The sequence below is a fragment of the Pleionea sp. WD8-19 genome (assembly GCF_055326765.1).
The window spans coordinates 518,446-534,763 of the sequence record NZ_JBUZOU010000001.1 but is presented as its reverse complement, the minus strand read 5'-3'; the positions used below and the strand labels follow the sequence as shown (position 1 = coordinate 534,763).

The 16,318-nt window shown below is 43.0% G+C and carries 14 protein-coding genes; 8 read left to right on the top strand and 6 right to left on the bottom strand.

What is annotated here, in order from left to right; translation table 11 throughout:
• The first annotated feature begins 134 nt into the window (after positions 1-134).
• Complete coding sequence (locus ACTUJY_RS02190) at positions 135-506, top strand: YkgJ family cysteine cluster protein (RefSeq protein WP_463614400.1); 372 nt, start codon at positions 135-137, stop codon at positions 504-506.
• Between the two features lie 334 nt (positions 507-840).
• A complete protein-coding gene (locus ACTUJY_RS02185; RefSeq protein ID WP_463614399.1) occupies positions 841-3,087 on the top strand; it encodes a S8 family serine peptidase in 2,247 nt (748 codons plus the stop codon).
• 98 nt (positions 3,088-3,185) lie between these two features.
• On the opposite strand, the gene ACTUJY_RS02180 is transcribed toward ACTUJY_RS02185, so the two are convergent.
• The 3 genes from ACTUJY_RS02180 to ACTUJY_RS02170 form a co-directional block, all read right to left on the bottom strand.
• On the bottom strand, positions 3,186-5,741 hold the full coding sequence (locus ACTUJY_RS02180) for an Ig-like domain-containing protein (protein WP_463614398.1): 2,556 nt from the start codon (positions 5,739-5,741) through the stop codon (positions 3,186-3,188).
• Between the two features lie 545 nt (positions 5,742-6,286).
• Positions 6,287-7,225 carry a hypothetical protein gene (locus tag ACTUJY_RS02175; protein WP_463614397.1) on the bottom strand — a complete coding sequence of 313 codons (939 nt, stop codon included), beginning with the start codon at positions 7,223-7,225 and terminating at the stop codon, positions 6,287-6,289.
• A 102-nt stretch (positions 7,226-7,327) separates the two neighbouring features.
• Positions 7,328-7,831 (bottom strand): hypothetical protein, encoded by a 504-nt coding sequence (locus tag ACTUJY_RS02170; protein WP_463614396.1) that lies wholly within the window; start codon positions 7,829-7,831, stop codon positions 7,328-7,330.
• Positions 7,832-8,101: 270 nt separating this feature from the next.
• On the opposite strand from ACTUJY_RS02170, the gene ACTUJY_RS02165 reads away from it, so the two are divergent.
• The 4 genes from ACTUJY_RS02165 to ACTUJY_RS02150 all read left to right on the top strand — a co-directional run bounded on the left by ACTUJY_RS02165 (position 8,102) and on the right by ACTUJY_RS02150 (position 11,672).
• A complete protein-coding gene (locus ACTUJY_RS02165) occupies positions 8,102-9,448 on the top strand; it encodes an amidohydrolase (RefSeq protein ID WP_463614395.1) in 1,347 nt (448 codons plus the stop codon).
• A 66-nt stretch (positions 9,449-9,514) separates the two neighbouring features.
• A complete protein-coding gene (locus ACTUJY_RS02160; RefSeq protein WP_463614394.1) occupies positions 9,515-10,087 on the top strand; it encodes a TIGR02444 family protein in 573 nt (190 codons plus the stop codon).
• Positions 10,088-10,168: 81 nt separating this feature from the next.
• Positions 10,169-10,591, top strand: a complete 423-nt coding sequence (gene zntR, locus ACTUJY_RS02155) for a Zn(2+)-responsive transcriptional regulator (protein ID WP_463614393.1) — start codon at positions 10,169-10,171, stop codon at positions 10,589-10,591.
• The gene (locus tag ACTUJY_RS02150) at positions 10,575-11,672 is read left to right on the top strand and encodes an SO_0444 family Cu/Zn efflux transporter (RefSeq protein WP_463614392.1); all 1,098 of its coding nucleotides are present in this window, start codon (positions 10,575-10,577) and stop codon (positions 11,670-11,672) included. The genes zntR and ACTUJY_RS02150 overlap by 17 nt, the downstream gene beginning before the upstream one ends.
• Here ACTUJY_RS02150 and ACTUJY_RS02145 read toward each other — a convergent pair.
• Together ACTUJY_RS02145 and ACTUJY_RS02140 are read right to left on the bottom strand one after the other, a co-directional pair.
• Positions 11,637-12,131: a SixA phosphatase family protein gene (locus ACTUJY_RS02145; RefSeq protein WP_463614391.1), complete on the bottom strand. Its 495-nt coding sequence runs from the start codon at positions 12,129-12,131 to the stop codon at positions 11,637-11,639. The genes ACTUJY_RS02150 and ACTUJY_RS02145 overlap by 36 nt on opposite strands.
• Before the next feature lie 2 nt (positions 12,132-12,133).
• The gene (locus tag ACTUJY_RS02140; protein ID WP_463614390.1) at positions 12,134-12,676 is read right to left on the bottom strand and encodes a hypothetical protein; all 543 of its coding nucleotides are present in this window, start codon (positions 12,674-12,676) and stop codon (positions 12,134-12,136) included.
• A gap of 276 nt (positions 12,677-12,952) precedes the next feature.
• Between ACTUJY_RS02140 and ACTUJY_RS02135 the strand changes: the two genes are divergently transcribed.
• Positions 12,953-13,345, top strand: coding sequence for a DUF4878 domain-containing protein (locus ACTUJY_RS02135; RefSeq protein ID WP_463614389.1), 393 nt, complete (start codon positions 12,953-12,955; stop codon positions 13,343-13,345).
• 20 nt (positions 13,346-13,365) lie between these two features.
• Here the strand turns inward: ACTUJY_RS02135 and ACTUJY_RS02130 are convergent, their stop codons facing one another.
• Entirely contained in the window at positions 13,366-14,271 is a 906-nt protein-coding gene (locus ACTUJY_RS02130; RefSeq protein WP_463614388.1) for a phospholipase A, read from the bottom strand.
• Between the two features lie 346 nt (positions 14,272-14,617).
• Between ACTUJY_RS02130 and ACTUJY_RS02125 the strand changes: the two genes are divergently transcribed.
• On the top strand, positions 14,618-16,294 hold the full coding sequence (locus ACTUJY_RS02125) for a DUF342 domain-containing protein (RefSeq protein WP_463614387.1): 1,677 nt from the start codon (positions 14,618-14,620) through the stop codon (positions 16,292-16,294).
• The last annotated feature ends 24 nt before the right edge of the window (positions 16,295-16,318 follow it).

Sequence of the window (16,318 nt, the reverse complement as noted above, 5' to 3'; positions counted from 1 at the left end):
GCCAAAAATCGATTTGGCATGCTTAGCATTGAAATCTTTGATCATTTCGATAAAAAGCTTTCGTTTGCGGTAAAAATATCGATTGAGGCAAAATCGCGAAGTTTTTTGTTCTCGTTGTACGCGGTGTTCTTTTAATGTTTTCTGTCCCTACTTTTGATTGCACTACCTGTGGCGCATGTTGCGCTTTTTTTCGTGTTTCTTTTTATGCTGGTGAATGCAGTTCCCATTATTTGGACGGTGTTCCAATCGAATACGTTGAGCCGATCAATCCTTTTCGGGTGTGTATGCAAGGAACCAATAAACGACAACCACGCTGTGTTGCATTAGAAGGTAACATCGGTGAGCTAGTGCGTTGCCGTATTTACCCAAATCGTTCTTCATCCTGTCGGCAGTTTGAAATGGGAACGGAGGATTGCATTCGCGCTCGCGTTGCTCATGGTCTTAGCGTTGAACAATCGATTGTTGCGTCATATGAAAGCGACTTTGAGATTGTCAGATATTCTTAAAATTAAATCTTTACTGTTTTTATTCTGCTTACTAAAAAAATAAAATATATATTTCTATATGCACAATTATTTCGTAAGTCAATAAAACGCATCGTATCTTTGCGATAAAAAAATAAACTATGGCGAAAAGCTTACAACCTGCTTTTACAAATTCGTATATGGCTCACTCGATGATAATGTCATGATGCGCTCGCCAAACAAGGGGAGGCAAACTGCTGAGTAGCGAAGTTGTTTGGTATATCGAGCAAATGGAATTGTCGAGGTTGCCATTTCTTTATAATTCCATTTGCATTTTCAACTTGGGCAAATAGCCCATCGCTCATGGAGTTATAATATGAAAACACTTTTCAGGATGACAACGGTTGCTGCTTGTGTTCTTACTACAATGACACTAAGCGCCGCAAAAGGAAGTAACATTCATCGTGGAGAAGATGGTGAAAGCTATATTCTTAATGAAGCTTTAAATAAAAATATCAATAATAAAATCGGTGCGGACTTACTTGCAAAAGCAAAAACTGAGAAGCAATTGGATGTGATTATTTTCTTTCAAGGAGAAGAAATCGGTAAAAAGCTCGAACAAATTGATCAAGATTACAAAATGCGATTAAAAGATTTGTCGGAGCGTTTGCGATTGGTGGATAAAAAATATCGTCCTGCTCATTCTCTTTCTGAAAAGGAAGAGCAAGCGTTTATGCGTTCGAAAGCGGCGCAAATGTCAGCGAAAGATAAAGCAATTACACGTGGTATTAAATTAGAGCTAGACAGTCTTTTAGATAAACAAAGAAAAGAAAAAGCGCGTATTGTGGAAACTGTTGCGGTAAGCAAGTTGGATGAGATGGCAAAAGTGGTGGATTCACTAGGTGGAAAAGTGAATCACAAAATCGCATTAAGTCACGCGGTCAGTGCTCGCATTGATGCTAGCTTGTTGCATCAACTGTCGGATTATCCGGGGGTTAAAAGTATTGTGATCGATCAACCCGTGGATTACGAGTTGGATGTGAGCATGCCTTCGGCCCGTTACAATACTTGGCATAATGACAATTTTGATGGTTATCCTTATGACTTTGGTGTTGTGGATTCTGGCGTAAGAGAAAACCATCCAGCGTTTACCAGTGGAAATATTAATTTTTGCAGTAAATCAGGCTCTTCAGTTACCGGTGACCATGGAACACACGTGGCAGGCATCGTCATCAGCAACGACAATACTTATAAAGGCACAGCTTACGGTACCGACTCCGTGATTTGGGCAAACTCTGGAGGGCAATCCACCACAATGTCCAATATGCAATGGATGATAACCGGTAGCTGCCAAGGGCCAGAAGTTGTGAATCACAGTTTGGGTTACGGAAGAGCCGATGATACCGATTATTCCGCGACCGATGCGTTTTATGATGCCTTTGTTCAAAATTATAATGTTATGGTGACGAAATCGACAGGTAACTCTGGTTGGAGTGATACCGATCCGACAATCACACATCCGGCACCGGCCTACAATTTAATGGCGGTTGCGAACATGGATGATAAAAATACCAGCACACGTTCCGACGATGTTCGTCGCAGTAGCTCAAGTGTAGGGCCCACGCTAAGCAACCGTAAAAAGCCCGACATCGCTGCGCCTGGATCGAACATAATGTCCACCAACAGCGACTGGTCAACTGAAGCCGACTTTATTTCAAAATCGGGCACTAGTATGGCTGCTCCACATGTTGCCGGCGCGGTGATACTGTTAGAAGACGGTGGTAATCATACGCCGATGGCGCAAAAGGCCGTCCTTATCAACACTGCGGATGCGTGGACCAGTAACGATACCAGTGGAACCGGCGATGATGGTGCGGTTTCTGGATCTCATTGGGATAAAAGTTATGGCTGGGGCTACATCGATATGTGGGAGTCGCATTTCAATCGAGGCGATTATTTTGTGAGTTCGGTGATTCCTAAAAACAATAATAATGTCGCTAATGATTACAAGTTGTTTAAAGGAAAAATGTATACCAATGAAAAAGCGACACTGGTATGGCAACGTCGCGCAAACTTTGCATCGGGTCCAACAGGCGATGCTTACAACTTAAGTGATTTAAACTTACGTTTGTACCAAGAAGGTAATAACTCGCTGAAAGATTACGACTTCGATGGAAACGATAATGTGCATCAAGTTGCGGCACCTGAAACCATTGATGCGGTGATCAAAGTTTATGCTTGGAGTAGCAGTTTTGACGGAACCAGCAGTGAATCATTTGCTTTGGCAACGGAAGAGAACTTCAGTGCAACGACACCGCCTTCTCTGCAAATACCTTCAAAAACCTACTTTGGTTCGCCATTTTCGCCCATCGCTGTCAATGTTACAGTGAATAACAACGGCGGTGTAGATACTTGCAGTGTTTCAATTACACGAGGATCCGTCAGTGGAATTTCGGGTACATCAAGTGCTTCGATTGGAAACATTGCTGACGGAGGAAACGGATCGGCAACGTTCAGTTTAACCGCGTCAAGTAATGGCACATACAGTGTTCCTTTTACGGCGACCACTACGTGTTATAACGAGACTTATAGCTCTACGGGTTATATCACTTTGAAAATTTAAATAAAAAGGTGACTTTTTAATCTATAAAACACCCGAATATTGTTCGGGTGTTTTTTATAAGTAGGGAAATAAGTGCTCCTACCGGAGCTATTAGTGACTCATTTTTGCCTGAGTCTAAGTAACGGCAATAAGAATAACAAGTAAATAAGCGTTCCTCCACTTTTACCCGGTGCTGCTGTAATATCAAAAGTAACCGTTACAGTTCTTTTGGCGCCGCGTGAGTCGGAAATTTCGAACTCAACGGTTTGTAAACCCGATCTTGTGAATTGACCTGTTAATACGCCACCACTTGTTACTCTCATGCCATTAGAGTTATTTGAGGTTACGAAGATATAATCGCCTTCGGCGTCAGAAAATAAAGGAAGCAAGTCATAGGCAACATTTTCATTTTGTGTGATTCCGGTAATTGCATTTTCATTGATGAGAAACGGTGCACTGTTAAATTGCACATCGAAAGTAAAGTTTGTCTTTGCACCCAGTTCGTCGGTTGCTTCGATTTTGATTTCGTCAGATAACGACTCTTCACCTGAATAACTCAAATTTCCCGTTGTTGACTCCAGGTTCATGGAAGCAAGTAAGTTTTCTGATCCAAATGTCATGGAATGTTCATCATAATCGAACAACCAATCTGTTAGTTCGTAAGTGCGACTTACACCCTCGTTAATATCGATCACTAGCTCTTTTGTATCATGGAAATAAGGAGCGCGATTAAAATCAAGGCGGGTTATCGAATCAGAGTAGGCGTTGGATAACCATAATCCTTGGTTGTCGTAATGAATACGGTTACCATAATTCAGACTAACTGCAGCATTTAGTTCTTCCAGATCAATGCTTTGTTTTAACTTAATTTCACCTGTAACGCTGTCCATTAGCAGTATATTCAAACTTCGATCATATACTTGTACAATATGATTTTCATCCAGAAAGGCACTGTAGGTTCTTGAAAGTACTCGAGGAACGGCCGATGTGCTTAACCATTCGAACTCTCCACTTTCGGAAAAGTGATACGTATGAGCGACATAATCATTCGAAATGATCAAGTGTTCATTGTTTACTAATATGCTACTACCGCTTAAAGGTTCGTTTTCGAAATGCTCCTTAGCTTGTAACCCTGAGTCGCTGTAAGTAAACGTATAAATTTCCGGTGTGTTAATGTCGATTAAGGCAATATTATTATTTTTTGCGTAGATAAAGTTAGTACCGTTAATGCCCTCCATGCCATTTACGTAATCGACATAAAATTCTTTAAAAATGAGTTGCTGGCTTTCATTGAGTTCAAATATTGCAAGTCGATCATTGTTAGACTGCGCAATGATTTTGTTGCTGTCGAACAACGCGGCAGTGATTGCGTCATAATAACCATTATTTAGATAAATTGAGTTGTTGTCGCCATCGACCAGGTTTCCTGCATTTAGTAAATACAGTGATTTATTCTCGATATTGACTTGAAAAGTTAGATAGCTGCTATTACTGAGTAGTAGATAAGTCGTGTCATTTAGCTTGAAATACATCGATTGATAGTTGTGGATATACTCGTTATTTAACTCGTTGGCTACGGTAAATTTCTTACTTTCCGTAGCATCAACGAGGTATAAGCTGTTATTTCGGGACTTAATAAAAAGCTCGCTGCTAAGTGGGATAAATAATCCACCACTATTGTAACTATTACCAAAAAATTCCTCTTCAATTGACGTGGTGAATTTATCGGTAATTGCATGCGCATTATCAAGTCGATAAAAGCCGTAATCGAATTGATTATTTGAGCTGTAAAATACACCATTACCTAAGTAGCCTATGCGGTCGGCATATCCATCAAAATTGAATTCACTTCTTGGGTTCACGTTTCTGATAAACGTAAATTCACCTTGTGAGTTTACGGTGTAGTGTGAAAATTGATTCGAGTAATTAGTGGTCGTAAATACTGAATTATCAAAAGCTATAGGTGATACAGAGTTTACATTCGGAATTACGTTTTGTCTCGTATCAAATACAATTTGTGAGAGTGAACCGTCAGCTCCGATAGCGAAAATTCCGAGTTGACTTGAACCCGTGATAAGTAATCGGCCATTGCTACGATCAATCAATGCTGAACTTATATTGAAGCTGTATTGACTTGGGCAAGTCACTGAGTCTGTTTCAGTAATGTCGCCGTTATCATTCAATGCATAAGAGCGAATACATGGAGTACTGCCTTGGTAAGTATTAAACGTTTTAATGATGTGATTATTATCTGCGCTGAACAGAACATGTTCGCTGTAATTGCCCGTAGAACTGGCGCTATTAACTGTTGTGAAAGTATAGTTTGTAGGGTTGAACTGAAGTACTGTTAGTGTGCCTCTAGAATTATCTATTGCTAACAAGTTTCTATCATGAGATACAACGTATTTATTGGAATAATAGCTTGACTGTGTAATGTTTTCGGCAATAGCAACTTGAGAAATCTCTGAGTCGTCATTGATCGTGAAAAAATAGGCGTTGGTTTGAGAGATATAACTTTGGTTCGAGTACTTACGTTCGCGAACAATTAAGGTTAAAAGGCTATCGTCTCGATTGATATAAGCCGTAAGAATAGTTGCATCATTTTGTTGGGTGTAAATCCCTAATTCTCTTAAGGAGTATTCCGTATATTGTGTCAAATTGGTGGGTGAGTTCATTGCGAACAGACCGAAGTGGGAGTTTGTGAATCCAATATGTAGGTTAGTCCCACTTGCTGCCGAATTGATGTCAAAGATCTTAGCTCTTTCATCAAATTGAGCTGGAGAAAAAGTAACATGTTGTTCAGAGTGGTATCCGGTCTTAGTTGCTGCCAGTTGTTCTGTTGAAAACTTTGGTGAATCTGCTTGGATATTGAAGGAACAAGCCAACAATACACTAGTTAAGGTGTAGTTTTTGAACACTATAGATGCTCCGAGAAAATAATTTGGGATTACAGGTAAAGCCGACGTAAATAGTTACTACCAGCTATCCCTGCCAATATGAGGAGGCGCAATATACTGATGAAATATCTAAATTTCAAATATTTTTGACTTTTTTTTGAACAGGTTCCGATTGTTGCAAAGTTGTACCAGAAGAGTGGGGTTCTGGTTTGAATGTATTGAAGAGCTAGTTGTGTAGCTAGATCTTTTGTCTTTAATAATTGTAATTAAAAGAAATTTTGGGTTAAAGCTGTTTTGTTGTATAGCTGTGACTTTTGATGCGGTTAATCATCAACCGCATCAAACAGGTTTAATTCATCAATCGTTACGGTAATTGTTACATCTATTTCACCGTCACCGTCTTCATCGATTTCAAGCAAAGCTTCCATGGCATTCATAATAGTCACAGTAACCGAAGTGTTGTCTTCGGCAGTTACTTTAAATTTACCGGATACAATGATTGTTGGTTCTACATCATCACCATTGCCGGTAGCTTCAAATAGGATCGGCTCAATCATTTCGAATGTGAAGCTTCCATTTTCGTCAGCGGCGAAGAAACTTCCGCTGACATTGAGAGTAAGCACGAAAGTTTCAAGGTTGTAAGTGATTTGGCGTTGCCAGTTATTAAAACTGACTTCACCATTAGTGCCTGATAAGTCGAGATTCAGTGTGTCGGTCCAGCTGAACTGCGGAGCTTGGTAGCTTCTTACAGAGAGAATGGTGCCATTGATGGAAGCTTCGAGGTTTTCTTCGGTATCGACTACCGATAAATTGGTGAACGTTTGGGTAACGGTGTTGCTGCCTTCTTCAAAGTTAGGGCCGAGTAATCCAACACCCACAAAGTCAAACTCGTAACCGCCATTGACGGTTGCAGTGTCAGTCACATCGCAGTCATTAAAAATAAGTGAAAAGGTGTAGTCGGTAAACAAAGTGCCACTGATCGTAAAATCAATCATGCCGTGGCCGGTATCTTGGTTGGGGTCTTCACCACAATACCAAGGTATCATCGATTTATGAGATGGTTGCAGGTTAAACGTGCTGAGTGACTCATCTTCGGGGATAAAGTTTTCAGCCACATTGAGCCCATTAAGTGACTCAAATGACTTAGCGACAACCTCTTTGGCATTGTTTTTGTTAATAGTTGACGGTGTATCGTTGTTATTGTCGTCGTCAAGGCAGGCCGATATAAAAAAAGCCAGGCATAGGATGATTAAAGTGCGCATACTCTTCTCCCAGATTAACGTGAAAACGTTACGTCGAGAGCAAAAGTATAGCGCGATAAAACGGAATATTTACTGAACGGGTTCAATAATTTTGCGATTAATTTATTGTCGTAACGAGTTATTTAAAGAAAGCGACAGCTCAGGTAATAATTTGTTTGTAAGCATTTTTAATGCGGCTTCTTCCGCTGCGCATTGTGTACAGACGGATTGAGCATTAAATTGAGTGGCGGTTACCTGATACACCTGATTGAACACGGTATTACCACCATTCTCCAGAATATAGTGGGCTTTGATTTCCAGTGGGTATTCGGTTTTTCCTTGATGTACATACAAAAAGGTTACCCGAAGTAAAGTGTCGTAACCGGCAATATCTCGACCATCTCCGACAAACTCGGAAGAGGCAAACCACTTGCGTTGTGTTATATCGGTGCTTAATTGACGACCGTGCACCAGGCGTAATTTTTTATCAATTTCCTTATAACTGTCGCCGTAAGTAAAAATTTTTAAATGCTGTTCGAATAAGGGACCGTCTTTTTTGACTACCGGAGTGGAGCCGCAGCTGAAAAGAAACAAACAGAGTAAAATCGCAAATGCGAGGCGCAGCATGGCGTTCTTCCTATTATTGATAATGAGCCTAGGTTATTGTCCTGAGCTATTGTCTCTTTCGCACTTGGAATATGCAAGTGACTGAGCCGTGGTGCGACGATAACCGCAAGGTTACGTCTACATGATTACCTGTTTCAACCAAATACCTGTATTTTGGCATTTCGCTGTTATTCGAACTTCGAAATCGACCTGATCGGATTGCCATGTCATAACAGGGTGTGATAAACCTCTCACCTGCCATAACTATAAATTCAATCAGGACAGTTCTTTATGATAAAACGCAGTTTATTGGGCACCTTTATTTGTGCTTTGGTCAGTCTTTCTAGCACCGCAGAGTTAAATGTTTCGCCGCAATTAGAACAAAAAGTCATCGAATGGCGGCGCCATTTACATCAACATCCAGAGTTATCCAATCGAGAATTTAATACCGCTAAGTATATTAGTGCGCATTTGCAACGATTAGGTTTGGAAGTGCAGGAAAATGTTGCACATACGGGTGTGATTGGCATTTTAAAAGGTGGCCATCCAGGCCCTGTCGTTGCGTTGCGTGCCGATATGGACGCATTGCCAGTGGTGGAGCAAAACAATTTATCTTTTGCTTCTAAAGCGACCGGCGAATACAACGGACAGTCGGTTGGTGTAATGCATGCGTGTGGCCATGACACTCATATGGCAATATTGATGGGGGTGGCTGAACTGCTGGTAGAGCAAAAAGCACGGTTACAGGGGTCGGTAAAGTTTATTTTTCAACCGGCAGAAGAAGGGGCGCCAAAAGGTGAAGAGGGCGGCGCTGAGTTGATGGTAAAGCAGGGTGTGTTAGACAGCCCGAAAGTGGACGCAATTTTTGGTCTGCATATTTCGTCAAAAATGGATGTTGGCACGATTGGTTATCGCAGTGGCGGTATTATGGCCGCTGTGGATAATTTTAAGATAACGGTTGATGGTAAACAGGTGCACGGCTCAACACCTTGGGATGGCGTTGATCCTGTGGTTGCTGCTGCGCAGATCATCACCGACATTCAGTCCATTGTTTCGCGACAACTGCCTTTGACCAAAAACGCAGCGGTGATCACCGTTGGCAGTATTCATGGTGGTGTGCGATCGAACATTATTCCAAACCGGGTTGAAATGCTCGGCACCATCCGTACGTTGGATGCGGGCATGCGTACCCGGTTGCATCAACGGATGCATGAGGTTGTGAAACATTCCGCAGCAGTAATGGGCGCAAGTGCAATGCTTGAACTCCCTTATTCGACGCATTATCCAGTCACTTATAACGATCCGCAGCTGGTGAAACAGATGTTACCCACGCTGCAAAAAGTGGCAAAACAGCACAATGTCTATGAAATTGATGCGATCACTGGCGCCGAAGACTTCTCTTTTTTCCAGCAGCAAGTTCCGGGCCTTTATTTTTTCCTTGGCGGTAAAAAAGCTGACCTGCCGGTAGAGCAGGCCCCGGCACACCACACTCCGGAGTTTTTTATCGATGAATCCGGAATGAAGTTGGGCGTGGCAGTCATGAGTCAACTAGCACTAGATTATCTGGCAAACGGTAAAACGACCCAATCACAGGCGAAATCAACTCAAGAAGAGTCGCCTAGGCCATCGGCATTTTAAAAAAGGAACGGAAAGGGTCGTCTTTCGAACACTTTATGTCTGCTATTCTTACTATGAGGTGAATTGATGAACGACGACCCGTCCAACGTGTTCGATAAACAGTCATTTTGGCAGTTCAGTTTCGACTTTTACCGGCAGCCACAGGTAGAGCAAGCGTGTTTGTGTTTGCAGGACGAGTTTGAACTGAACGTTAACCTTGTCCTATTTTTGCTGTGGTATTCAGTAGGTACACAGCGCATTATATCCAGCTCTCACATCGAGCGTTTATTGGATGCGATAGCGCAAAAAGAGGAATGGGTTATCGAGTTTCGCCAGTTCCGCAAAGACTTCTGGAAACGAATTTCAGACAGTGACGATGAGGATTTACGTGATGTTCGTCAGGCACTGCTGGATTCTGAATTGACATTGGAAGCCAAAGTACAAGCCGCAATAATTGAGTACGCAAATAAGCACTTGCTAACCGAAACCGAGCTGGAACATAACGACATTAACCCAATCGCACTGGATTTTATCGCGCACGAAAACCTTGATACCTATACTCGATTTTTGCATCCCAACCATCATCCTCGACTGTGGCAAGCGCAGCAGGTATTACTTCATAATTTGCTGGAGTTTCCTGAACAGCATCAGGCTGCCTGATTTTCTAGACGTTTCTTGACTCTTGAGTTAGCTCCAGGGTTTATACTGTGTATTCCTTATAGAGCTTACGGTAACGGGGTTATGTTTCGGATTAAACAAGCCGCATTAATGAGTGGCTTTTCTATCGATACCTTACGGTTTTATGATAAGTGCGAAATCGCACAGCCTAGCTGTCGCAGTGAAGCAGGTTATCGATTGTATAATGAAGAGGATATTGCTCGATTGCGCTTTATCAAGCATGCTAAAGATGTTGGTTTTACCTTGGAAGGGATCCGTGAACTGCTGCAAATTCGATTGCAAAAGGATCAAAAGTCTTGTGAAGATGTGAAGTCCATGACCGAACAAAAATTACAAGAAGTCGATCAACGAATTGCAGAGCTGATGCGTATCCGTAATGCGTTGCAGCGGTTACACGACAACTGTTGCGGGGGGGCTGAAGCTGCAACTCAGTGTACCATTTTACAAACCCTCGAAGGGATTAATGGCTATGTATCCGGTTATTGAAAACTTTATTCGCATTTGGCTGGAGTCGGCACCCTGGTTATTACTCGGATTGCTACTGGCTGGCGTGATGAAGGCGTCTCTGTCGACCGAATGGATGAACCGACAACTCGGTGGGCAAAGTCGCTTTACTGTCATTAAAGCTGCGCTTATAGGTGCTCCTTTGCCTCTGTGCAGTTGCGGTGTCATTCCGGCGGCTTTGGCATTAAGGCGAGCAGGTGCGTCGAAAGGCGCGACGGTCTCATTTCTGGTTGCAACACCCGAAACTGGGCCAGATTCCATTTCGTTATCTTACGCGCTGCTGGGGCCTTTTATGGCCGTTGTGCGACCGGTCGCTGCAATAGTCAGTGCCATTGTTGGTGGATTACTCGTACGTCGAGAAGAGTTGCAATTAAATCCGATAATTTCAGGCTCTTGTAAAACAGTAGAGTCTTCAGATGCCAACAGCAATATACCCAAAACGGATTCGGCTTCCAGCTGTTGTGCGACGAAAAAGCCACCTGCCGTTTCTTTCGGAGAAAAACTTCGGACTGGTATTGATTATTCAATTACGCAGTTGTTAGCCGATATCGCCGGTTGGCTTTTGCTAGGGATTGTGATCGCGGCGTTAATACAGACTTTTATCCCGGTGTCCTGGTTGGCTGAATGGGGGCAGGGCTGGAGTGCGATGATAGTGATGGCGGTTATTGGCGTGCCCATGTACATATGCGCATCGGCTTCAACACCAATTGCTGCGGGCTTTCTGGCCGCAGGAGTATCACCGGGCGCGGTATTGGTATTTATGTTGGCCGGGCCAGCCACCAATATCGGGACTTTGGGGATTATTAAAAAAGAGTTAGGCCGACAATCTTTGACTGCTTATTTAATCGGTGTGGTATTAACCGCCATTGTTTTTGGCTGGTTGACGAACTACGCATTGTTGTACTTTCAATGGGATGACGCCGTAACCGGTGTGCATCATATGTCGCATGACTTTGTTGGTTTAGAGATCTTGCTTGGCGTGGTATTGCTGTTTCTAATTTTGCGCGCTAAATCGAGTGCCTTGCGGTCAATTAAAATATTTCGGGCAACAAAAGTAAAGTAGCGTACCACTCGCATGCTCGAGTTGGCGCCAGCGCTCGAGCTTAAACTTCAGCTGAACAAACGCACAAGTAGGTACATTAACCAAGTAGCAGCCGGTGAGTTTGGCTATCAGCTCTGTGATAGCCGGGTTATGACCGATCAATGCTATTGCGCGATATTCATCCGGCAATTGTCGGCACTGTTCCAGCAGTTCGGTTTCGCTGAACGTATATAACGACGACTCAACGATAATTTCAGTTTGCGTGTTAGATTCCGACTGCAATTGTTGCCAAGTTTGTCGAGCGCGTTTGGCGCTGGAACAAAAAATGATGTGCTGAGAGCTCAATAACTTCTGGTGATGCTTACCCATTCGTTGCGCGTTATAAATGCCACGACTGGCCAGTGGTCGATCATGATCGGGCATATCGGCTTGACGCCAACTCGATTTGGCGTGACGGATAAACAACAAACGACGATTCATGACTACTGTTCGGGTGCCTTATCATCGTAAAAACGTGGATCAAATGCGCCGGGCGGTTTAACCAGTTTGTCGTTACGTTCAATGGCTTCAAATTGGAAACTTTCGATATTAAACAACATTCCCCAGAAGCGTTTATCGCCACGACAACTGACCACGCCTTGGCGATAAGGATCCACTTCCAACTCGAGATCTTTCGGAAAAAAGTTTCCGTATAAATAAGACTGACCTTCCAACTCAAAACCGATATATTGTCGTTTGTAGAGGGTTAGGTCACCCGGTATAAACTCGGCTTGTTGTTGTTTGAGCGTGTTGAGGTGTTTGAGTAAAAACTTTTCAATGGCCGTTACCTGGCCTTCGGTAACACGCCAAAATACATCGGGATAATAGACACTTCGAGTGCACTGTTCGACCAGCTGCCATCCGAGATCTTCCGGCATGATGTAGATAAGTTTTTCTCGGTTTTTATCGTCTTTTTTGTTGTCAGACCATTCCAATGCTTGGGCATTGGCAATTGACAGTAACAACAGTAAACAAAGTCGTATCATATTGAAGTTCTCATAAATAAGTATTCTAGCTTATACCAATTGGCGCTTTTCTAGGGTGGAAATTTTCATTGATTCTTGTACTCGGTGCAAAATTTTTTTAAGGATGCAGACAGAGCTGCGCTTTACCCCTCGAAAAGCTAACGTTTATTCAGGTGATTGGGGGTTAACGAACTAAAACACCGTGTAAAACGTACTGCTCGATTGAGAGTAAGTTGAGAATAGCCGTTGATTGACTATACTTGAGAACTCGAACTAATGATTTTTTTGCAGGTAATCATGCGTTTTTTATCGTATTTTTTTGCGCTCGTTTTATTGTGTGCCTGTGGCGTAGATCAGTCAAATCCAGAAGAAGTGGCTTTGAATTATGTCGATGCAGTCTACTACGCTAATCTTCCTCTGTTTAAGCAATTGGTGCAAGAAAAGGATCATAAGTCGACGGACGACTATAAGCTGTTCACCGATATGGACTCAACAGCAAAGAGCAATACCCGCCAGTTCCGCGGTGGTTTGAAAAAAGTGGAAATTGAAGACGCTTATGTGAAGGAGTCGCGTGCAACCGTAAGAGTTAAAGTGGAGTTTGTGGACGGTGAGCGTCGCGTATTGGCCATTCGAATGAAGCAAGAAGAAGATGGCTGGTTTGTCGAACCCATGAATTGGAACAACTGGTAAAGGGCGTCGTTGTTTTGCTTTTATAACCAGTTATTCAGCATAAAACCCAATCCCAAACGCGTGTTTTTATGGTTGTAATCGAGCAGGGTTTCGCCATACCCATGAAACAATTGCACGTATCCTCGCACTTTTTTATTAAAGGGGTAGCTATAATTTAGCTCGAGCTTTCCTCGATTCTTTTGGCGTAGGTTATTGCGCAATACCAAGCTTAACTCATTATCGTGAATGCGTCGAAAAGCGCTCAATTCAAAGTATCCGTAGTAATCATCAATATCGGGGTTGTCGTCTCCTTTCACATCATTAATATCGGTTTTTTCGCGCTCCGGAATGCGCCACCAAGGCTTAAAGCTGATGTAGAGGTCTTCATATTCCATGATTAGGTTGAGGTAAAGGCGGTTCCAGCTGCGAGAAAAAGTCCCCGATTGACCATTGCTCTGATGAGAAAAACCTGCCGTAAACATCGGAATATGTGCGCCCAAAAAGTTTATGTCGGTAAGAAAGTTAAGCATGATTTCCGGCTCGTGATTGGTATCTCGAAACGGGCTGGATTCGTCCGTATTGTAGGCCTGCCATACCGAGCGTGAGGTGTAACCAAAAAATAGGTAGCCATTATCGTTAAACAAGGTTTCGCGAGTTACCGGTACTTTAAAGCTGACTTGAAACTTTACCTCAGTGTGCATTAGTCGGCGGTTACTTCCCTCAAATGGGCCTTCATTAGGGCTGTGTTGGTAGGTGAATGGCAATATGTAGTTGGTTCGGTGGGGAATCAGAGCAAAAGTGTTGTTGTATGCTTCGAGCTCCGCTCGGATACGTTTGCGAACCAGATTATGATTGTTTTCTTCCGGTTCAGCGACAGCGCTCTCGTTCGCGATAGCGGCTAAGGTACTGGCGTTGCATAAGAACAGAACAAAAATTATCTGGCGCATGCGAGATGAGTCTTTATTGGATTTGGCGCTATCTTAATGCAAGTCACTCACAATGCAAATGGCAAACGCTGAGTTGATTATGTTTGTTTGAGATAAATTGGCTACAATCAAAGGGTATTAAAAGTATTTAACCCCAGCTCGGGAGAGGCTTCGAATGGTCGAAAAGCTGATGAATACGTTATTTTGGGCAGTGTCTACAATGGTTTATGGGATTCAAACGCAGAAACCTATCAATGGCAGCGATGAGTAACGCATTGATTGGCTCGAGGTCCCCACATTTCTCGTTCTGAGCTTAGGTTATTTGCCGATACTTTCTATTGTTTTGCAAGTCAATTGGCCATAACTCATGAGTGAGCTGCATCTAAAGTGGGATGATGATGGCGTTCGAGTAAAAGCGACCGTTGTGCCTTCCGCTGTAAAAACGCCCATTCATGAAGCGGCGTTTATGAACTTCTTTCGCCGTTCAAAGTTCAGTCACTGCTTTCTGTTTAAAGATAAAATCCCCGAAATTGTTGCAGCCTATAATGAGCCGAAGGGTGTTGAAGATCAACAAGAGGCGACGGCGCTGGAGTGGATAGTTGCGGAAAAGCAAGATGCGGAAGTTTCAGTCGAAGTCTCAGAAGACAAAATGCTAGCAGAACTCGTTGGCATCGCCGCTTTTCAGGGAGAGTCTCCGGTACTTGAACCCTTGATCGAGCTCTTGAAACAAGAGGAAGTAACGGACACCGTCGATCACGCTGCCTTAACTGAATTTGTTGAACTGCTTAAAGTGGCACAACCCGGCGAAGTCGTGCGAAAAGCTGTGGCGGAAGGCGCAGAGCCGGAGCCGGGAACGCCTGCGCATTACGAGTGCCTGGTCCTAACCCTTCGAGATCGCGTATTGCAGCCACGAGTATTGGAAAATGGTAATGTCGATCTGGTTGATCTAGGCGAAATAAAAACCGTTGAACCGGGTGAACCACTGATGAAACGTACGCCTGCAAAACCAGGGCGAAACGGGTTTACTGTGCTCGGTGAAGTGATAATGGCGGACCAAGTTTCAGATTTCGAGTTGAATGCCGGTTCAGGCACATATATCGATAATACCGATCCCAACCTTTTAATGGCCAGTCGTTCTGGATTGCCTTGTAAAATTGAAAACGGAATGCAAGTGGACGAAGTGTTTCAGGTTGAACAGGTGGACTTGTCTACAGGAAAGATAGATTTTGACGGTAGTGTTTTGGTTTTGGGCGATGTTTGTGAAGGGTTATCCGTGAAAGCAACGGGGAGTATCACCGTTAATGGATCCGTCAATAACGCAGAACTCGAAGCCGGACAAGATGTTCTGGTTGCAAATGGAATCATTGGGCACAAAGTATTAGATGAGTCGGCAATTGATTATGGCGAGTTAAAGTGCAGTGTAAAAGCTAGAGGCAAAATTTGTGCTGGATATGCTCAGTATTCACGACTTGATGCCAATAGCGATATTCATGTTGATAAACAAATTTTACATTGCTTGCTGCACACACAATGCAGTTTACTGCTTGGTCAAGAGCAAGATAGAAACAGTAAATTAATTGGTGGTGAAAGTTATGTGGGCTGCCGAGTTGTTGCGGGAGAAATAGGTACGTCAGCGGGTGTGCCAACAAAAGTTTTAATTCGAAGTGAATCTGAGTCAATGAACGATGAAGTTGAGTTAAATAAGCAAGTTATTGAGCAGTCGAAAGAAAAAGTGGCTAGAGCCTATCAAGTACAAAAACAATTGCTGGAAGATAAAAAAGCGCCTGATCGCAAAGCCAGTTTGGAAAAAGTTCGAAACGCCATTTTATCCATTGAGGGGCGTGTTATTGCTGCAAGAGAAGCGATAGATTACTTGCGAGCTTCCGCACAAAAACGCCTTGCCAACAGTCGAGTTACTGCACTAAAACAATTATTCGCCAATGTGGATGTTTGGTTTGACAAAATCAACTGGTTAAGTCAAAGCCGACAGGGACCAACAACTTTGGTTTTTAATGAACAGAAAATTATCAATACGCAAAACTGATTATTTGCTTGGTACGACATAGGT